The sequence below is a fragment of the Pseudomonas lactucae genome (assembly GCF_016937615.1).
GTDB lineage: Bacteria > Pseudomonadota > Gammaproteobacteria > Pseudomonadales > Pseudomonadaceae > Aquipseudomonas > Aquipseudomonas lactucae.
The window spans coordinates 1-21,503 of record NZ_JAFHKI010000048.1 but is presented as its reverse complement, the minus strand read 5'-3'; the positions used below and the strand labels follow the sequence as shown (position 1 = coordinate 21,503).

Sequence of the window (21,503 nt, the reverse complement as noted above, 5' to 3'; positions counted from 1 at the left end):
TAGGGTTGGAGCCCAAGAATACCTTCAACCGGACGGTTTTTCATCGACCCAAATCAATCAGCCAAGCGACTGCCCGACGTGAGCGTAAAAAGCTCAGCGGATGATAAGGGCGTCGGATGAGAAACCGGCCGGGCGCCTCCGGCAATCAAAACCTGCCCCGTGCAAAGGCAAGACGCACTGTGGCCGAAGCGGCCATCCAGCAAGGGGGCAGTCAACCTCCATTGCCCCGACAGAGGATCATACAGCTCCGCTGTCCGCGCAGACCCTGGGTCGCCGATCGAACTGGCGCCGACCACCACTACCTCACCCGTCGCCAACCTCGTCGCAGTGTGGCCCTTACGGTCAATGCACATGCTCGTTCGCTCCCAGCTATCCAGACTCGGATCGTAAATAAAGGCATGCCGCTGCGGGGAACCAAACGGCTCATTCGCCCCGCCGCAGACCAGCACTCGCCCCTCTTGCAGCAACGTCGCCGTGTGCTGCATGAGAGGTACCGGTGGGGGGCACACTTCGCTCCAATGCCCGACCGCTGAGGGGTCGTAAATAAAGGCGCGGGCCAACGCCGCGTTCTGCCTACCGGAGTAACCGCCAACAATCAGTACCCTTTCGTTCTGCAGCAGGGTTGCCGTGTGGTCCATGCAGTCGACCGGCAACCAGCCCTGAAGCTGCCACTCTTGAGCATTCGGGTCGTACAGCTCCACACTGTCTTGTACCTGCCCGCCCGTGAATTGCAGATTATTCCCGCCAACGACCAGGACACGTCCTGACTCAAGCAACGTCGTGGTGTGAGCGAAACGCGGTGTTCTCAACTGGCCCGCTGCTCGCCAAAGGTCTGTGGAAACATCGTATAAATGGGTATCCCCGATCGCCATACCGGCATTGCTGCCGGCAACAACCAAGACGTCGCCGGACATCAAAAGCACCGCGCCGCAGGTATCGCGTCCCACCGGCAATGGTGTACGCACAGACCAAGTGCCTGACGCCTGATCGTAGAGCTCGACTCCACTCAGCCTGCCGGGCGTGATGGGAGCATCCTCCAACCCGGATGCAAAGCCCGCCCCCGCTATCGCCAGGACCCCTTGATCGCCGATCCCGACACAACAATGAGCGCGCCGGGGCTCATGCATTGATCCGGTGGGTTCAAACTCACCAGCGACCCTTGAATGAATAGGCATGAGCGGGCTCCAGCGACGTTATCGTGGGGCCAAATCTACCGCCGCAAACCGGCGGTCGATACTGTCAGAGTTGACAGGTATCCCATCGGAGGGCATCAGCCAGATGGGATCCGCATTGACGCTTAATCCGCTTTGGCGCTGATCGGGGTCTGCCCGTCCCAACCACCGCCCAACGCGGCGATCAACTGCACGCTGGCCACCAACCGCGACTGCAGCAAGGTCAACACCGTACGTTCGTTACTCAGCGCGGTAGCCTGCACCGTCACTACGTCCAGGTAGGCAATCAAGCCCGCCTTGTACTGGTTCTGGGTCAAGCGCAGCGACTCACGCGCCGCTTCCAGCGCTTGGTTGCTGACCACCGCCTCGTCTTCCAGCACCTTGAGTTGCACCATGTAGTTTTCCACTTCACGGAAACCGTCCAGCACGGTCTGGCGGTACTTGGCCACGGTTTCGTCATAAGACGCCACGCTGCGGTCAACCTCCGCCGAACGCTGGCCGCCGTCGAATAACGTCATGGCCAGCTTCGGCCCCACCGACCAGAAGCGGTTCGGCAGGCTGATCCAGTCGGCGTAGGTGCTGCTGGAATAACCGCCGGCCAGGCTCAGCGTCAGGTCCGGGTAGTAGGCGGCCTTGGCCACGCCGATGTTGGCGTTGGCGGCGATCACCGAGCGTTCGGCCGAGGCGATGTCGGGGCGACGCTCCAGCAGTTGCGAGGGCAGGCTCACCGGGATCTGCGGCAGTGCCGGAATATCTTTGCTTACCGCCAGGTTGAAGTTCGCCGGGGCCTCGCCGATCAGCACGGCGATAGCGTTTTCGAGCTGGGCCCGCTGCCAGATCAGGTCGATCAGGCTGGCCTGGGTGGTCTTGAGCTGGGTTTGCGCCTGGGCCACCGCGTCCTTACCGGAAACGCCGGCGCGGTATTGGTTTTCGGTCATTTGCAGGGAACGCTGGTAGGTGTCCAGCGTGGCTTGCAGCAGACGGGTCTGCTCGTCCATGACGCGCAGTTGCAGGTAGCTTTGCACCAGTTCCGACTGCTGGCTCAGGCGCATCGCGGCGAGGTCCGCCGAGCTGGCTTCGGCGCTGGCCTCGTTGGCCTCCAGGCCACGGCGTAACTTGCCCCAGATGTCGGCTTCCCAGCTCACGCCCAACTGCGCGTTGAGGGTGTCGCGGATACCGCTGCTGGAGCTGCTGAGGCTGGCGCTGCTGCTGCCGGTGCCCTGGCTGGCGCGGGTCTTGCCGGCGCTCAGGTCGACGGTGGGGTAGAACGCACCGCGCGAACTGCGCACCAATGCCTGAGCCTGGCGAAAACGCGCTTCGGCCTGGGCCACGGTCTGGTTGGCGTTGTTCAGGCGCACCACCAGATCATTGAGTTCACGGTCGCCATACAACTCCCACCAGGCGCCACGGGCCAGGGAATCACTCGGTGTGGCCTGACGCCAGCCCTGGGCCTGCTTGAATTGCGCCGGTTCGACAACCTCGGGACGCTGGTAGTCGGGGCCGACGGCGCAGGCGCTGAGCAGAGCGCCGCACATCACCATCACCAATACCTTCACACCGCGTGCAATGCCGGTGGTGTGGCGAGGGAGCTTGCTCCCGCTGGAGGGCGAAGCACTCCCAGGCTTTTTGGGGGCCGCTTCGCAGCCCAGCGGGAGCAAACTCCCTCGCCACAACAAGCCGGCGGCGCCTGCAAGGGTGTTGGATGAATCGGTCATAGTGCAGTGTCCAGGGCAGCATCGGTACGCACGCCGCGCCAGGCGTTGAAGCGGTGGCGCGCGCGGTCGAGGTAAAGGTAAACCACCGGGGTGGTGTAAAGGGTCAGGACCTGGCTGAACACCAGGCCGCCAATGATGGTCAGGCCCAGGGGGTGGCGCATTTCCGCGCCATCGCCAGCGCCGAGCAGCAAGGGCAAGGCGCCGAGGATAGCCGCCAGGGTGGTCATCAGAATCGGCCGCAACCGCAGCAGGCAGGCACTGCGAATCGACTCCAGCGGGCCCATGCCGTCGTTGCGTTCGAGCTGCAACGCCAGGTCGATCATCAGGATCGCGTTCTTCTTCACCACACCGATCAGCAGGAACAGGCCCAGCAGCGAGATCAGGCTGAACTCGCCGCCGGTCAGGTAGATCGCAAGCATCGCGCCGACACCCGCCGATGGCAGGGTCGAGAGGATCGTCAGCGGGTGAATGTAGCTCTCATACAGAATGCCCAGCACCAGGTACACCGCCACCAGGGCGCCGAGGATCATGAACGGCTGCCCCTTCTGCGTGGCGGCGAAGGCATCGGCGGTGCCGGCCATCTTGGCGATCACGTCCTCCGGCAGGCCGACCTTGGCAATCGCCCGCTCGATGGCGGCCGTGCCCTGCTCTACCGTGACCCCGGGCGCCATGTCGAACGCGATGTTTTCCGAGGCGAACTGGCCTTCATGGCTGACGCGGTCATCGGCCAGGCTGTTCTCATAATGGGCAATGGTCGATAACGGCACCCGCGCGCCATCGGCGGTGATCACCTGCATCTGGTTGAGGGTGATCGGGTCCTGGGCATATTTGGGGTTGACCTCCATCACCACCTGATACTGGTTGAGGCTGTCGTAGATCGTCGAAATCTGCCGCTGGCTGTAGGCGTTGTTGAGCACCGCCGTGACCATATTCATGTCGATACCCAGGCGCTTGGCCTGGTCGCGGTCGACAATCAAGGTCACCTGGGCTGCGCCGCGACCTTCGCGGGCGTCGATGGCGGTCAGTTCCGGCAACTCACGCAAGGCCGCAACCACTTTCGGGTACCACAGGCGCAGCGCGGCCAGGTCGCCGCTTTGCAGGATGTAGGAGTATTGCGCGCTGGTCTGGTCGCGACTGCCACCAAATTGCAGGTCCTGGTCGGCCATCAGGAACAGACGTCCGCCCGGCACCAGCGGCACGTCCTTGCGCAGCCGCTCGATCACCGCCTGGGCGGAGATCTTGCGTTCGCTGATAGGCTTGAGGCGCACCAGCATCACTGCATTGTTGGTGCCGTTGTTGCCGCCGATAAAGCCGGCCACGCTGAGCACCGCCGGGTCCTTGAGCACGGCCTTGCGGAACGTCTCCATCTTCGGCTGCATCACGCTGAACGACAGACCGTCGTCACCGCGCACGAAGCCGATCAATTGGCCGGTGTCCTGCTGAGGCATGAAGGTCTTGGGGACCACCACGTATAACGCCACGTTCATGCCGATGGTCAGCAACAGGCTGAGCAAGGTCAGGCGTTTATGACGCAGCACCCAGTCCAGGCTGGTGGCGTAGCCGGCGACCATGCGGTCGTTGATCTTCTGGCTCCAGCGCTGCAATCCGCTCATGCGGTCTTTGACGTGGGGTTTGAGCCAACGCGCGCAGAGCATCGGGGTCAGGGTCAACGAGACGATCAGCGACACAATGATCGCCGCCGACAAGGTGATGGAAAACTCGCGGAACAGGTTGGTGACGATGCCGCCCATAAACAGGATGGACAGGAACACGGCCACCAGCGATACGTTCATCGACAGCAAGGTAAAGCCGACTTCCTGGGCGCCGAGGTAGGCAGCCTTCATCGGCGGCACGCCTTCGTCGATATGCCGCGAAATGTTCTCCAGCACCACGATAGCGTCGTCCACCACCAGGCCGGTGGCCAGGATCAACGCCATCAGCGAGAAGTTATTCAACGAGAACCCGTACAGGTACATCACCGCAAAGGTGCCGACCAGCGATACCGGTACCGCCAGGGTCGGGATCAACGAGGCACGAAAGTTACCGAGGAACAGGTACACCACCAGGATCACCAGCCCCACCGCGATCAGCAACGTCATTTCGGCTTCATGCAAGGTGGCGGTGATCACTGGCGAGCGGTCCATGGCCAGGCTCAGCTTGACACTCGACGGCAGCACCGCCTGCAATGCCGGCAGCTGCGCCTTGATCTGGCGCACGGTCTCGATGATGTTGGCGCCAGACTGGCGGTTGATCACCAGCAATACCGCCGAATCGTTGTTGAAGAAACCACTGTTGTAACGGTCTTCGACGCCATCGCTGATCTTCGCCACATCCGACAGGCGCAGGGCCGCGCCATTCTGGTAGCGAATCAGCAGGGGCTCGTAGTCCTTGGCTTTCTCCAGTTGGTCATTGGCCTGGATCTGCCAGTTGCGCTCGCTGTCTTCAAGGGAGCCCTTGGGCCGGCGTTGGTTGGCGTTGGCGATGGTGTTGCGCACATCGTCCAGGGCTACGCCGTACTGGTCGAGGGCCTTGGGCTCCAGTTCGATACGCACCGCCGGCAGCGAGCTGCCGCCGATCTGCACTTCACCCACGCCCGGCACCTGGGACAGGCTTTGCGAAAGAATCGTCGAGGCAAGGTCGTAGAGCTGGCCCTTCTGCAACACGTCCGAGGTCAGCGACAGCACCATGATCGGTGCCTGGGACGGGTTGATCTTCTTGTAGGTGGGCATGCTGCGCATGCCGCTGGGCAGCAGGTTGCGCGAGGCGTTGATCGCCGCTTGCACTTCCCGCGCCGCGCCATTGATATCGCGGTCAGAGTCGAACGCCAGGATCACCCGGGTCGAGCCCTGGCTTGAGGAACTGCTCATGGTGGTGATGCCGGCAATCGCGCCGAAGGAGCGTTCCAGCGGCGTCGCCACGGTGGAGGCCATGACCTCGGGACTCGCCCCCGGCAAACTGGCCGACACCACGATCACCGGGAAATCGATCTGCGGCAACGGTGACACCGGCAGCAGGTTGAAGCTGACCCCGCCCAGCAACATGATCGCCAGGCTCAACAGCATGGTCGCGACCGGCCGGCGAATGAAAGGTCCGGACAGGTTCATGACTCAACCGGCTCCAGGCGTTGCGGCTCTTTGCGCCAGCGACGTCCAAGGCGATCGAAATACAGGTAGATCACCGGGGTGGTGAACAGCGTCAACACCTGGCTCACCAGCAGACCGCCGACCATCACCAGGCCCAAGGGCTGGCGCAGTTCCGCGCCGGAACCGGTGGCCAGCATCAACGGTACCGCGCCGAACAGAGCCGCCAGGGTAGTCATCAGGATCGGCCGGAAGCGCAGCAGCGCCGCCTGGTAGATCGCCGTCTGCGGGTCGAGGCCCTGGTTGCGTTCGGCGTCGAGGGCAAAGTCGATCATCATGATCGCGTTCTTTTTCACGATGCCGATCAGCAGGATGATGCCAATGATCGCGATCATGCCCAAATCATTGCCGCTGAGCAGCAAGGCGAGCAAAGCCCCCACCGCCGCCGACGGCAAGGTCGACAGAATGGTGATCGGGTGGATATAGCTCTCATAGAGCACGCCGAGCACGATGTACATGGTGACCACCGCGGCCAGGATCAACAGCAAGGTGCTCGACAGCGAGGCTTCGAACGCCTGGGCCGCGCCCTGGAACTGCGTCTGTACGCCCACCGGCATGCCAATGTCTTTCTGAGTCTGGTTGATCAGCTCCACCCCCTTGCCCAGGGCGACGCCAGGGGCAAGGTTGAACGACATCATCACCGCCGGGAACTGGCCGATGTGCGCAATCGCCAACTGCGCCTGGCGTTGCTCCACGCGAGCCAGGCTCGACAACCGCACTTGGCCGCCATCGGTGGTTTTCACGTGGATCTGATTCAGCGCCTGAGGGCCAAGGGTTTCGCCGGACTGGGCCTGCAGCACCACGCGGTACTGGCTGGCCTGGGTGTAGATCGTCGAGATCTGGCGCTGGCCGAAGGCGTCGTACAGCGCATCGGTAATGGTCGACACGCTGACGCCCAGACGCGAGGCCGCATCGCGGTCGATCACCAGGTACACCTGCAGGCCCTTGTCCTGCAGGTCGCTGGCGACGTCGGTGAGTTCCGGCAACTGGCTGAGGGCGTGCACCAGTTTGTCGCTCCACAACGCCAGCAGTTCGGCATCCGGTGACGACAGGCTGAACTGGTACTGGGTGCGGCTCACGCGGTCTTCGATGGTCAGGTCCTGCACCGGCTGCATGAACAGGCGAATGCCGACCAGCTTGTCGATCTCAGGCTGCAGCCGGGTAATCACCTGCGCCGCGCTCAAGTCGCGCTGGCCGTGGGGCTTGAGGTTGATCAGCAAGCGCCCGCTGTTGAGGGTAGCGTTGTCGCCGTCCACACCGATGTAGGACGACAGGCTCTGCACCGCCGGGTCGGCCAGGATGATTTTGGCCAGTTCCTGCTGGCGCTGGCTCATGGCGGCAAAGGAAATCGACTGCGGTGCTTCGGAAATGCCCTGGATCACCCCGGTGTCCTGCACCGGAAAGAAACCCTTAGGCACCACCAGGTACAACACCACCGTGAGGCCCAGGGTGGCGATGGCCACCAGCAGGGTCAGCGGCTGGTGCTTGAGCACCCACTGCAACTTGCGCCCGTAGGCTTCGATCATCCAGTCGAGCCAGGCGCCACTGGCCTTGTAAAAACGGCCCTGTTCTTCTTCCTTGGGCTCACGTTTGAGTAATCGCGCGCACATCATCGGTGTCAGCGTCAGGGACACCACCAGGGAAATCAGGATCGCCACGGCCAGGGTGATGGCAAATTCGCGGAACAGACGCCCGACCACATCGGCCATGAACAGCAGCGGGATCAATACCGCAATCAGCGACAGGGTCAGGGAAATCAGGGTGAAGCCAATCTGCTTGGCGCCCTTGAGCGCGGCAGCCAATGGCGTCTCGCCCTCTTCGATATAGCGGGAGATGTTCTCCAGCATCACGATGGCATCGTCGACCACGAAGCCGGTGGCGATGGTCAGCGCCATCAGCGTCAGGTTGTTGATGGAGAACCCGGCCAGGTACATCACGCCAAAGGTGCCCACCAGCGACAGCGGCACGGCAATCGACGGAATGATCGTGGCGCTGACCCGGCGCAGGAACAGGAACGTCACCATCACCACCAGGGCGATGGCGATCAGCAATTCGTGTTGCACGTCCTTCACCGAGGCGCGGATGGTCTGGGTGCGGTCAGTGAGCACGGTGACGTCGAGGCCGGCCGGCAGGTTGTCGGTGATGCTCGGCAGCAGCGCCTTGATGCGGTCCACCACCTCGATCACGTTGGCCCCCGGCTGGCGCTGGATATTGAGCAGCACGGCCTGGTTTTCATTGGCCCAGGCGGCAAGGCGTTCGTTTTCGGCGCGTCGACGATCTGCGCGACATCCTTGAGGCGCAACGGCGCGCCGTTGTTGTAGGCCAGGATCAGTTCGGCATATTGCTGCGGCGATACCAACTGGTCGTTGGCATCGAGCATCGACACCCGCGTGGGGCCGTCGAAGTTGCCTTTGGGCTGGTTGACGTTGGACGCGGCGATCAGGGTGCGCACGTCCGACAGGTTCAGGCCGTTGGCCGCCAAGGCCTCGGGGTTGACCTTGATGCGCACCGCCTGGCGCTGGCCGCCGGCGATGCTGACCATACCGACGCCGCTGATCTGCGCAATTTTCTGCGCCATGCGCGTGTCGACCAGGTCATTGAGCTTGGGCAACAGCATGGTCTTGGAGGTGATGGCCAGGGTCAGTACCGGGGTGTCCGCCGGGTTAACCTTGTTGTACACCGGCGTGCCGGCAGATCCTTGGGCAGCAGGTTGGTGGCGGCGTTGATCGCGGCCTGCACCTGTTGCTCGGCGACATCCATGTTGATGTCGAGGTTGAAACGCAGGGTCAGCACCGAGGCGCCGCCCGAGCTGGTGGACGCCATCTGGGTAAGGCCGGGCATCTGCCCGAACTGGCGCTCCAGCGGCGCGGTAACCGCGCTGGTCATCACATCGGGGCTGGCGCCGGGGTACAGGGTCATCACACGAATAGTCGGGTAATCCACCTGGGGCAACGCCGACACCGGCAGCAAGCGGTAAGCGATGATGCCGGCCAGGACGATGGCCAGCATGCTCAGCGTGGTGGCGACCGGGCGAAGGATAAACAGCCGCGACAGGTTCATGAACCGACCTTTTGCGCCTTGCCGGCGCTGGTGCCGGTGTCTGTCTTGGCCGCGGGTTTGCCCTGCAAGTGTTCGGTCGGGGTGGTCGGCACTTCGCTGCTGTCGTTGACCACTTCGATTTCACTGCCGTCTTTGAGGCGGTCGGTGCCCTCGAGTACGACACGGTCGCCAGCGACCAGGCCTTCCTTGATCACGGTGTTGTCGCCATCGGTATCACCGACGACCAACGGCTGGACCTTGACCTTCTTGTCACCGTCGAGCTTGTAGACAAAGGTGCCATTGTTGCCGAACTGGATCGCGGCGGACGGCGCCAGCACCACGTTGTGCAGCGTGTCGGCCAGCAGATGCACATTGACGAACTGGTTGGGGAACAGCGCCTGGTCCTTGTTATCGAAGCGCGCCTTGAATTTCAGGGTGCCGGTGGTCACGTCGATCTGGTTGTCGAGGCTTTGCAGTACGCCCACTGCCTGCTGTTTAACGTCGCCACGGTCCCAGGCCTCCACAGGCAGTTTGTTGCCGGTGCGGTAACGACTCAGCACGGTTTCCAGGGTGTTTTCCGGCAGGGTGAAGGCCACGCTGATGGGCTGGGTCTGGGTGATCACGGCGAGGAACGTGGTGTCGTTGGCCGCCACCAGGTTGCCCACATCGACCTGGCGCAGGCCCACGCGCCCGCTGATGGGCGCACGGATCTTGGTGAATTCAAGGTTGAGCTTGGCGTCATCCACCGCGCCTTGGTTGGTCTTGACCGTGCCCTGGTACTGCAACACCAGCGCTTCGGCGGTGTCCAGGGTTTGCTTGGCGATACTGTCCTGGGCGTAGAGGCCGCGGTAACGCTCGACATCGACCTGGGCGTTTTTCAGCTGGGCCTGGTTCTGCAACAGCGTGCCCTGGGCCTGGAGCAAGGCGTTCTGGTAGCTGCGCGGGTCGATTTCCGCCAGCAGGTCGCCGGCCTTGACCATCTGCCCTTCCTCAAAGGCGATCTTCACCAACTCGCCACCCACCCGGCTGCGCACATTGATGGTGTTGAGCGCCGTCACCGTGCCCAGCGCCTTGTAGTACACCGGGAACTCTCCCAGCACCGCCGGCGCCACGCGCACCGGCACCGGGCCGGTGGAACCGCCGAAGCCCGGGCGCGCCATGCCGGTTTTACCGGTATGCCCGGCCGGTGCGTCTTTATGGGCAGCGCCGCCTGGCCAGAATTTCCAGCACAGGCCGGCGATAACCAGCAGCACAAGCAGGCCGAACAGCCAGCGACGGGAGTTGCGGGGGGAGGATTGCATGGAGTGATCAACCATTGGGCGCGAGAGCTTCTACTGGGGGAGGCTGAAAGATAAGCACTGGGGCGCATTAAGAAAAGCGCCTTTACCGGCTATTTACCTTGGGCTTACAACTTTTAACTTCTGCGGCTTAGTCCGTCGGCTATTTCGCTAAGCGTTTGAGCTGCAAATGAAAACGCCTGGACTAGGCCAGGCCGCAATCATGTATCAAGCGTGTTACGGCATCACGACAGCAATGCGCGGAAACAGTTACTTCAACACAGCCAGGGCTGCTTCGTAGTTTGGTTCTTCGGCAATTTCCTTGACCAACTCGCTGTGCAGCACGTTGTCGTTTTCGTCCAGCACCACCACGGCACGGGCGGTCAGGCCCTTGAGCGGGCCATCGGCGATCGCCACACCGTAATCAACGGCGAAATCCGAATCACGGAAGTCCGACAGGTTCTTCACGTTTTCCAGGCCTTCGGAGCCGCAGAAACGCGCCTGGGCGAATGGCAGGTCAGTGGAAATGCACAGCACCACGGTGTTTTCCACATCGTTGGCCTGGGCGTTGAACTTGCGCACCGAGGTCGCGCAGGTTGGGGTATCGACACTTGGGAAGATGTTCAGCACTTTGCGCTTGCCGGCAAAAGTAGCCAGGGTGGCGTTGGACAAATCGCCGGCGGTCAGGGTGAAGTCTGCGGCTTTGGCGCCGACTTTCGGCAATTCGCCTTCAACCTGGACCGGGTTGCCTTTGAGGGTGACTTGAGCCATGAACGGAATCCTTATACTGGGTTTTGGTTAAACGAATTCGAGAGGCCGAAGTTAACCACAAAGTGACGTGGCTACCTACCCCAGACATAAATTGTCATGCCAGCCGGTTGTGGTTTAATTGCGCGCTTTTTACCCGCCCGATTAAGGAACCCGCTGCCGATGAAAGCGCCTGCCACCAAAGTCCTGGTCATTGGTTATGTCTGGCCGGAACCCCGTTCCTCGGCCGCCGGCGGGCATATGATGCAGATCCTCGAAACTTTTCTGACACAGAATTGGGATATTACCTTCAGCAGCCCGGCCGCTCTCGGCGAACACAAGGCCGACCTGCGCGCACTGGGCATCGCCGAATGCGCCATCGAGCTCAATAACAGCAGTTTCGACGATTTTATCCGCGAACTGGCCCCGGACATCGTGCTGTTCGACCGTTTCATGATGGAAGAGCAATTCGGCTGGCGCGTGGAACAGTGCTGCCCCGAGGCCCTGCGCGTGCTCGAAACCTCCGATCTGCAAAGCCTGCGCGACGCCCGTCACCAGCGCTTGAAGGACCATCTCAAGGCACACCCTGACAGCGACGACTTCAGCGCCCTGTTCGCGCCCGCCCTGGAAGAAGAATTCCAACGCATGGCCGACACCGACCTGGCCAAGCGCGAGATCGCAGCCATTTACCGCTGTGACATCAGCCTGATGATCTCCGACGTGGAAATCCGCCTGCTCACCCAGCAGTTCAAGGTGCCGGCCGCCCTGCTCCACTGGTGCCCCTTGATGATGGTGCCGCCGACCGCAGCGTTCGCGCCCTATGAAGAGCGCGCGCACTTTCTCAGCATCGGCAACTTCCGCCACGCGCCCAACTGGGACGCGGTGCTATGGATGAAGAACAGCCTGTGGCCGCTGATTCGTCAGCAACTACCGGGCGCGCAACTGCATATCTATGGCGCCTACACGCCGCCCAAGGCCACCGCGCTGCACAACCCGGCCCAGGCTTTCATGTGATGAACTGGGCCGAAGATGCGCTGCAGGTAATGACCGCCGCACGGATCTGCCTGGCGCCGCTGCGCTTTGGTGCCGGTATCAAGGGCAAGCTGGCGGACGCAATGCTGTGCGGCACGCCAAATGTCACCACGCCGATCGGCGCCGAAGCCATGGGCGATGAACAGCCATGGCCAGGCGCGATCGAACAGAGTGCCTCTGCCCTGGCGGCGGCGGCGGTGGCCTTGTACCAGGATCGCGAACGCTGGAACCTGGCGCAGGAACAGGGACGGCACCTGCTCGCCCGCCGCTACGATCAGGCAATCCACGGCCCGGCGCTGCTGGCCTGCCTGGAGCAATGCCGCCGCAACCTCGCCGTCCATCGGCGCAGCAACTTCACCGGCAGCATGCTGCGCCACCATGCGCATAAAAGTACTCAGTACATGTCGCAGTGGATCGAAGCGAAAAACCGCAACTTGTAAACACTGCTGCTGGCGAGGTCGCGTGCGACGGGGCATTATCCTACGCAGCGACCACAATAAAGCGACGGCAGCATGACCCGAGCAACGCGGATTACCGACCCTTCCTACGAGCTGATGGACGATCACAACGGTCTGTCCATCATCTATCGCCAGCATGGCTTCCCCTGCCCGCTGGTGCGCTGGCATTTCCACAAGGAATACGAGCTGCACCTGATCGTCGCCAGCTCGGGCAAGGTGTTCATCGGCGACTACATCGGCAACTTCTACCCGGAAAGCCTGTTTCTCACCGGCCCCAACCTGCCCCACAACTGGATCAGCCAGGTCGAAGAAGACGAGGTGGTGCCCAAGCGCGACATGCTGGTCAATTTCACCGATGAGTTGTTCGAGCATGGCAGCCATATCTTCACCGAACTCAAGAGCCTGGCGCCTTTGTTGGAGCGCGCGCAGTACGGCATCGAATTCCGCTGCAAAAAGACCATTGCCCAAGCCATGGACTTGATGCAGTGCATCGAGGATGCCAAGGGCATGGCGCGTCTGGGGCACTTTTTCATCCTGCTGGAAGTATTGAATGCCTGTGAGGACTACCACCTGCTGTCGGGCGTGACCACGCCCCAGCAAGCCGATGAGCACAGCATCGACCGCACCAACCGCGCGGTGGACTACATTTTTGCCCACTACGCACGGGAGTTGCCGCTGGAGGAAGTGGCCGAATACCTGGGCATGAAGCCGACATATTTTTCCCGGGTGTTCAAACAGGCCACCGGACGCACGTTTGTCGAGTTCGTCAATCGGCTGCGCATCAGCAAGTCCTGCGAGTTGCTGGCTGATGGCGACAAGGCTGTGACGGATGTGTGCTTTGAGTCGGGGTTTAACAACATTTCCAACTTCAACCGGCGCTTTCAGCAGCTTAAAGGCATGACGCCTTCGCACTATCGCCGTCTGGCCGTGCAGCGACTGACGGAGCAGAACCTTATGCCAGTGGACACTTCGCACTTCAGTTCAAGTCGAGGTGTATTGGTCACCTGAGAAATACGCATCACATTTATCTCATTTAGGTCCTATAAAACCCAGGATGGAACTCTCACCTTCCCGCGACCAATAAGCTGAGCCATGGCGGACGCGCCGTGCAGCTATGCGTTTTTCCAAAGTCGCCACAAAGGATTTCCAATGAGAGTCTTCCCATCAGTCTCGTTTTCGACCCCAGCAGTCCAGCTCCAGAGTGAGTCCCCTGCCCCTGCGACAGTAGAGGAGCAACAGCACGGGACACGCGCTAAACGCAGCACATCGATTCCGGTGATCACTCTGGAAGTCCAAAAAAAAGCCCAGGCATTAGTGCATAAGGCGGACGCTGAGCTGGCAGGAACATTCACTACGGCCTTGATGGATCAGGTTGGTTCAGACAGCGCACGCAGCCGAGCGCCATCCTCCTGTGACATTCCACCTAACTCCACATTCGGACAACTCTGGGCACAACTCACTCAAGCGCTCAACAGCGAGCCTTTCGCAACGTTCGCGAAAAAAAACAACATCAACGTTTCAAACCTGAAAATCACACCTAGCGGATGGCTGGATTGCACCATTAACGGCAGGCTAACCAATGTCGGTGCCTCCAAATACACCCCCGGTTTTGAGCAAGCCACTCAGGAGGTTTTGACGATTGCCCGGAAACTGAGCCCGGGCAACAGAGCGTTTGTGTATGTCGGCGCCCACAAAGCCATGATCGATGCAGTCGGTAATTTTTACGGCGTGCAGGTTCCCAACACACCGACCGGGACATTCACGGATATCCGTCAATTGCAGAACTTCATGACGTTCCCCTCCGTGCTTTCTCCTGACACCAAGACACCAGGGCAAAGTCGCCCGGAATATCAGCACGCCAGGCAATTGCAAGACGAAGCAGCACAGGATCTCGCACTACAGATCGCTCTGGAGCCTGGGAAGTTTTCACCCGCACAGAGCAATCAAAGCGTTGCGCAACGGGTTGAGGATGCGGATCTGGCACTGGCCAAGCTGTGCAGTCGTTTTCTGTACTTGGCCAACGCCCCGGGACACTCTGCTAGTGACGGTTTTTACATTGCCGCTGACGAGCTCCCCGAATACTCGACACTGAAACAGACGCGCCAGGCGTTCCAGAAAGCATTTGCGACGGATGGATTTTTGAACTTCGCAAAACAGAACAACATTGAAATTTCAAGCATCCGGGTTGACCCGTTGAGTGGCGAATTGACCTGCCAGGTAACCGATAAAAACGGAAGCATGTCTGACAAGCGCTTCAGCCAGACCGACAATTCAGGATGGTCAACGGTCGCCACAGATATTTGGGCATTGGCCAAGAGCCTGGCCGCCGGCTCGTCCAGCCGAGTGTCATACCCTGGGAATGACATCATCAGCTGCAGGAGCATGCTGAATTTCTACGGGGAACGCTCAGCGCCATCGCCCCTCTCCACGGAGCAACTGCTCAGGCAATGCGTGGCGCTTAACCGAAACGGCTTCGCTGCATTGAAGAACGACAATCCGACACCGGACGAGGCTTCGCTCGCAGTCAAGGCAAAGCGTCAGGCCGTCATTGAGCGGCTAAGCTCACCTGCCCCTGCGCAACCTGACGCAACGCCGAGCCAAGCACCGGACGCGCAGGACATGGTAGACGCCGAAAGCGCACTGGCTGTAGCTGTGCATCGTGTAATGCTTGGACTCAAGGCCGAAGCGAGCGACGCCTCGACAAAAATGATCGAGTCGATCCCGGCCAACAGCCTGTTCGGCCAGTGGTGGACTTACCTGGGCAAAGCGCTGAAGGCGCGATGCTTTACCGAATGGGCGCGGCAACAGAACATTGACCTTGCCTCCCTGCGTTTTGATCCGACAGACAACGCCCTTATCGGCAATGCCAACGGTGTTGAACAGCGCTTTACTGCCATCGACTTCGCGAAAAAATACCCGGAGCATTTCGATGTGCTCACGCCGGTATTAACTGCCGCAGCGGCCTTCACCGCGCATGGAAAACCCATATCACTGGTTCACGCTGACGACAGCAGCGCGCCGTTTGAGCAAGTGGCCAATTTTTATGACATCAGCACCGACTACGGTAGCTCGGCATTCGAACAAGACACGGAGCTGATGGGCCGCACGCAGGCGTTCAGAAAAACATCTGAAGATCCGCAGCGAATCGTGAACTGGTTGAGCCGGCAAAAAAACGCGCTGGGCGATAGCAATGATCGGTATGCGCTGATCAATCAGCTCAAAAAGGCGAATATCTATAACGACAGCACCACACGCTTTATTGTCGACCCGGACTCATCTCACCAACCCAAAGGCGAGACCACGGTCCAACAGTACCTGACGGATCAGGGCTGGTACGGGGCGACAGGGAGCGCAGAAGTCGACAATCTGTTGCGGGCCCTACAAACACCGACGCCACAGGCGCCGCCACTGGGCAATGGCTGGGGGTTCCTGTCCACGGCGCTCCCCCTGACCACCGATCAGCGCGGCACAGTGGCAGCGTTCGTCAGGAAGTCCATTGATGGTCACGACAATCTCCTCAGTTACCTGAGCAGCGGCGTATCCAGCCTCAGTACCGACCCCGCACAGGCGCTGCAGCAACTTTTATCCAGTAACAAGGCGCTTGAACTCGCCGTAAACCTGGAAACCGAAATGAAGGGCGCAACCAACAGCACCAGCCTTAAAAACTGGTTATTGACCGCCCTGGTAATCGAGTTTGATCCAAATGCCGGCACCCAGCGCAATACCGTGGCAGGTTTCGACTTCGCTCGACGAGAGAACTGGGGGCTAGGTACCGACGGGATTCGTGAGCAGTTCAGCCGCCATTTGGCTGGCACCCAAAAGCTCTCGGCAGATCTTTTACCCATTGCCTCGCAATTGCTGATGTCGGGAATGGCGCCGCAATACCTGGTCAAAAACGTGCCACAAACGGTTACCCAGGGATCTCCCGAGTGGGTCGCATTTGTGACAGCGGTAAACCGTATCGAGCAAATCGCCCCAGGTGCGGCGTCCGGTAGTGACTACACCCAAGTCATGCGCCTGCATGACATCAAGCCTATATCGAGACCTGAAACACTGCACTTGCTCAAAGCCCAAATGAACCCGGTTATCGACTGGAGTATTGCCAATAAAGTTATCGACAAAAACGACAAAGATGAATACACCTCCGAGCAACTGCAACGTGGTATCACGCAGTTGGTTAAACAAAGCACAGACGTAGCGAATGCCAAGCGCTATCTGAGTGAAACACCGGTTCCCGAGCGAAGAACCCTCGCACTGGAGAACCTGACCAAAAAATTCGGCGATCAGATTCCCTATGAAGACCAAAGTCTCTGGAAGGAAGATGGCACCCTCTATGGCACCCTGGCTAGTGTGGTAGAAGCCTATGAAGCCGAGCAACTGGGCGATACTTATAAGTCCGACAACCTGATAGATCGGTTGTTTACCAAGGCAAATACCTCCGCCTGGGAAGCAAAGGACCCTCGCATCCCCATCCAGTTATTGCATGACCGCGTAGCTGAGTTGCCCGATGTCAATACACAGTATGACGCGGCTATAGAGAAGGACTACCCTGCGCGCAGGGAACACTCTATCGCGATCATCAAGGACCTGCTGTCCAGACTTCCGCCGGACGACCGCAACAGCTTGGCTCATGGCCGTTTGGAGTACTACAGCGTTCGGGAGTCGGACACTAGCGCATGGCAAAACCTTCATGCCAAAAAAGGTAAAAAGGGAAGCCACGGCCTGATCATTCGCTCAACCGACAGCCAAGGCAAGGTGAGTGATTTCGGCCTCTTTCCGGACGCCGGGACGGTGAAGAAATTGTCGGGGCTGCCGGTGCCGATGCCCGCCGGCGGCACGAATGCTGCCTTCGGCAAGATCTATGACGGGCGAGACGAAGGCCCGCACACGCTCCCCCTGGACTTTGCCGCGTTCAGTTCGGCGCAAGCGCCGCGTGACGGGGTCACCTGCGACGTTATTGTCTACAATGTCCCGCCGATGAGGCTGATCAATGGAGAACTGGTCAATGAGGGCATCGCAACGTTCGGTCAACCCGACACCCGCACAGCACCCGGCTACTCAAGTGAGGCATTTGACCTGATTGCCAACATCGCTGTCGACTCACACTTCCTACGTAAAGATGAGTACAAGGCAATCAATCGCGGCTACAACCAACTGGAGAAAAAAGGCCCCACTTTCCTTGAGCGGCTCAATACCTTGGCCCGTATGATCCCTGGCGTCACCAGTATCGAGGACGCTTTCCAGGGCAATTATGCCGCGGCCGGCCGCGATCTGCTCATTGATGCCCTTGGTCTCATCATCCCTGGAGTCGTCGGAAAGGGGTGGTCACTGGCCGCGGAAGGCCTTGAACGCGTCGCCGCTGAAGCAGCAGGGGAAGCGGCAGGGGAAGCCTTCGTTCAATCAGCAGAAGGCGGCGGCGAAGCGGTCATCCGGAATATGACCACTTCCAGCACGTCGAAATCGCTCAACGCATTGAGTCGACTGCAAGATAGTCATCTTGCGCCGTCGCCACTGGATGCATCTTCTCCAGCTGCCAACATGGCCGACGGCACGGTGATGCATTCCGGCCTCCACGAACACCTCAAGACAACCGCTGTACGCCAAAATGGCGAATGGTACGCCTACGACACCAAAACAATGGCGACTTACGGGCCGCCCCTGAATGGTTTTGTATCTGATACATCGACAGCCGTGCGACAAGAGACTTTTTCAGACGGCACTCAAGCCTTGGTGACGGACAAGCCTCTGGCCGCCGAGGCTTACACGATTGCCCGCAGCCATGGCTTCGATCTGATCAACGAGGGCAAGGTTTACCGTTACGACACCCGCAACCCCGGTGTGCTGACCGACCTGGCGTCGGCCGATCATTTCAAGCCCCTGGATGATTTTGAAGCGGTTTGCCCGGTCCCACCGGTGAGCGGCAGGATCAAGCGCGGCGCAAATGACACCTGCTTTTCCAAAGTGATCGAAGATGTCTCCGGGGAGTTGGCCCAGGAACTCCAGGCGCTTGAGCACGTGCGTCTGTTTCCCTCGACGCCGAAGTTTTTGCGAAAGGACCAGTTCGTTATTTTGGAGCGCCGTCGTTACAAAATGGTCGACGGTGAGATGGGCCCCCGCCTGATCCCAACGCTGGACAGCAAACCCATTACTTATAAGACGCTGATCAATGGCCGCATCAAACATGATCCGGAATTCGGCTTTTCGGCGGGGCGACCTTCTGACGCGCTCTCGCAGGAAACCCGTGTGATCAAGCTGGACAGGATCAGCGATGCCTGCGACGACAAACGTGAGGTTCGCGGGGTCATCGTTAACGGCCCTTCAGGCAGAGGCGTCGAGAAATACCTGGTGATAGAGGCCGATACCGCCGAGTTTTACTACGCCAGGCTGAATGACACTACCGACCAACTGACGTTCATAAAATGCACGCCCAATGAGCTGCCTTTGGTCCAAAGCTACCGCAATAAATTCAGCATTCGCCAAGGTGCTGCCAGGTTGCCTTTTGATGCCAATTTTGTTGCCCTGCCAAAACTTGACACTGCGTTCAAACAGTTGGCGCGTTCGGGTTACTCGAACGAGGATGTCGAGAAACTAAAGACGTTATGTAAAGACTTGACCGAAGAGCAGCAGCGCGAAATTGTCTATCAGTTACAACGGTTGAAGGCAATCGACAAGCCGGCAATTGCGCTGCTGCCGAATCAGATGACCCAATTGCCCCAACCCGCTGATTTCACCTCGTGGACAGCCGAGCAGCAGAACAAATTCTATGCACAACAAGCCAAGGACAGTGTGAACCGTTCAATGAAGGTCACCGGCCTGGGACCCAGTAACAAGATTCGCTCAAAAACGGATATGGCACGCGCTGACGCCGCAGATATAGCCATTGGCTGGCTACGTAACATCAATGGGGCTGAAGACCCGAATTACTCCAACTTAATATTGAAGACGCGCGCGAAACTGCGGAGAGATGGCTAGGCTGTCCAAAGACATCATCAAAAAGAGTGGTGGTCGTGCTTACGAATGGTACGCGTCGGATGCACACGCGTTCACCGTCGTCGGCGGACCATCCACGCTACCCTCTGAGACGAAGGACTTCTCAGGTGCTGCCTGGACGGATGCCTGGATTGTCGATCCCTGGGCAGATATTGCTTGTCCAGCTCGCGAATACACACAAAAGCTGAAAGAAGTCATGGCCAAATGGCACCTTGAAAAACTAGAGGTTGCAGAGGGACGCAAGCGATTCAGTCCGCTGGAAAAGAACTGGATGGAGAAGCTGATCAACCAACCCAAGGCCCCCTACTCCAATGGATATGCCGGGGTGTAGGCTGTTGTAACGCCGGGTGAAAAGGCTGTAGCGGCATGACAGCTGTTTTCGCCCGGCCTTCCAGCAGGGGGTTGTCACACGTCAACCTAGAGTGCAAAAAAGTATCAGTCCAAGTGTTCCCAAGGATTTGTCACCAAGTCTTTAGAAGGCTGTAATCAACGCACACTCTTCCTGACTCCCTGTAGGAAGACACAACAACAATAACTGTCCTTCTGTAGCCCCCTGGGCGCGGAAATGGAGTGCGCGATGAAGTTCACAGCAAAAGCACTGCTTGTCTCCACCTGCATGACTACCTGCATGACCCTCAGCGCCGTCAGCTTTGGCGCGCAAACCCTGACCATTGCCACCGTCAACAACAGCGACATGATCCGCATGCAAAAGCTCTCGAAAACCTTCGAGGCCGAGCATCCGGAAATCAAGCTGAACTGGGTGGTGCTCGAGGAAAACGTACTGCGCCAACGCCTGACCACCGACATCGCCACCCAGGGCGGACAGTTCGACGTGTTGACCATCGGCATGTACGAAGCCGCACTCTGGGGTGCCAAGGGTTGGCTGGAACCGATGAAGGATCTGCCGGCGTCCTACGACCTCGACGATGTGTTCCCTTCGGTGCGTGACGGTTTGTCGGTCAAGGGTTCGTTGTATGCCCTGCCGTTCTATGCCGAAAGCTCGATTACCTATTACCGCACCGATCTGTTCAAGAACGCCGGGCTGAGCATGCCTGAGCACCCGACCTGGAGCCAGATCGGCGAATTCGCCACCAAACTCACCGACAAAACCAAAGAGCAATACGGCCTGTGCCTGCGCGGCAAAGCCGGTTGGGGCGAGAACATGGCGTTGATCACCACTCTGGCCAACGGCTACGGTGCGCGCTGGTTCGATGAAAAATGGCAACCCGAATTCAACGGCCCCGAGTGGAAGGATGCGCTGAACTTCTACGTCGACAACATGAAAAAGTCCGGCCCGCCGGGTGCGTCCAGCAACGGTTTCAACGAAAACCTGGCGCTGTTCAACAGCGGTAAGTGTGCGATCTGGGTCGATGCCAGCGTCGCCGGTTCGTTCGTCACCGACAAGTCCCAGAGCAAGGTGGCCGATAGCGTCGGCTTCACCTTCGCTCCGCACGAGAAGACCGACAAGGGCACGTCGTGGCTGTACTCCTGGAGCCTGGCGATTCCGACCAGTTCCAAGGCCAAGGACGCCGCCAAGGTGTTCACCACCTGGGCGACTTCCAAGGAATATGGCGCCCTGGTCGCCAAGACCGACGGCATCGCCAACGTACCGCCGGGCACGCGCACCTCGACCTACAGCGACGACTACATGAAAGCTGCGCCGTTCGCCAAGGTAACGCTGGAATCGCTGAAAGTCGCCGACCCGACCAAGCCAACGCTCAAGCCGGTGCCGTATATCGGTATCCAGTTGGTGACCATTCCTGAATTCCAGGCGATCGGGACCCAGGTCGGCAAGTTCTTCTCCGGTGCGCTGACCGGTCAGCAGACGGTCGATGCGGCACTGACGGCGGCGCAGACCACCACCGAGCGCGAAATGAAGCGGGCCGGCTACCCCAAATAGCCCAGCCTCACCACAGTCAAAATGTGGGAGGGG

At 59.8% G+C, this 21,503-nt stretch carries 9 protein-coding genes and 2 pseudogenes; 5 read left to right on the top strand and 6 right to left on the bottom strand.

Annotated features, from left to right (window positions below):
• Positions 1–53 precede the first annotated feature (53 nt).
• The 6 genes and pseudogenes from JWR98_RS09395 to tpx form a co-directional block, all read right to left on the bottom strand.
• On the bottom strand, positions 54–914 hold the full coding sequence (locus tag JWR98_RS09395; protein WP_143480863.1) for a Kelch repeat-containing protein: 861 nt from the start codon (positions 912–914) through the stop codon (positions 54–56).
• Between the two features lie 383 nt (positions 915–1,297).
• Entirely contained in the window at positions 1,298–2,713 is a 1,416-nt protein-coding gene (locus JWR98_RS09390) for an efflux transporter outer membrane subunit (protein ID WP_078733110.1), read from the bottom strand.
• 170 nt (positions 2,714–2,883) lie between these two features.
• Complete coding sequence (locus JWR98_RS09385; protein ID WP_078733068.1) at positions 2,884–5,991, bottom strand: efflux RND transporter permease subunit; 3,108 nt, start codon at positions 5,989–5,991, stop codon at positions 2,884–2,886.
• Positions 5,988–9,087: pseudogene (locus JWR98_RS09380) on the bottom strand (MdtB/MuxB family multidrug efflux RND transporter permease subunit). Before JWR98_RS09380 ends, JWR98_RS09385 begins: the two are co-directional and overlap by 4 nt.
• The gene (locus JWR98_RS09375; RefSeq protein ID WP_078733066.1) at positions 9,084–10,382 is read right to left on the bottom strand and encodes an MdtA/MuxA family multidrug efflux RND transporter periplasmic adaptor subunit; all 1,299 of its coding nucleotides are present in this window, start codon (positions 10,380–10,382) and stop codon (positions 9,084–9,086) included. Before JWR98_RS09375 ends, JWR98_RS09380 begins: the two are co-directional and overlap by 4 nt.
• A 231-nt stretch (positions 10,383–10,613) precedes the next feature.
• Entirely contained in the window at positions 10,614–11,114 is a 501-nt protein-coding gene (gene tpx / locus JWR98_RS09370; protein WP_065876326.1) for a thiol peroxidase, read from the bottom strand.
• Between the two features lie 159 nt (positions 11,115–11,273).
• Here tpx and JWR98_RS09365 point away from each other — a divergent pair.
• The 5 genes and pseudogenes from JWR98_RS09365 (at position 11,274) to JWR98_RS09345 (ending at position 21,470) form a co-directional block, all read left to right on the top strand.
• Positions 11,274–12,562, top strand: a pseudogene (locus JWR98_RS09365) (glycosyltransferase).
• A 72-nt stretch (positions 12,563–12,634) separates the two neighbouring features.
• On the top strand, positions 12,635–13,588 hold the full coding sequence (locus JWR98_RS09360; RefSeq protein WP_205489826.1) for an AraC family transcriptional regulator: 954 nt from the start codon (positions 12,635–12,637) through the stop codon (positions 13,586–13,588).
• Positions 13,589–13,855: 267 nt separating this feature from the next.
• Positions 13,856–19,552 carry a hypothetical protein gene (locus JWR98_RS09355; RefSeq protein ID WP_205489824.1) on the top strand — a complete coding sequence of 1,899 codons (5,697 nt, stop codon included), beginning with the start codon at positions 13,856–13,858 and terminating at the stop codon, positions 19,550–19,552.
• Complete coding sequence (locus JWR98_RS09350) at positions 19,545–19,901, top strand: hypothetical protein (protein WP_205489822.1); 357 nt, start codon at positions 19,545–19,547, stop codon at positions 19,899–19,901. Before JWR98_RS09355 ends, JWR98_RS09350 begins: the two co-directional genes overlap by 8 nt.
• Positions 19,902–20,186: 285 nt before the next feature.
• Complete coding sequence (locus JWR98_RS09345) at positions 20,187–21,470, top strand: ABC transporter substrate-binding protein (protein WP_425273175.1); 1,284 nt, start codon at positions 20,187–20,189, stop codon at positions 21,468–21,470.
• The last annotated feature ends 33 nt before the right edge of the window (positions 21,471–21,503 follow it).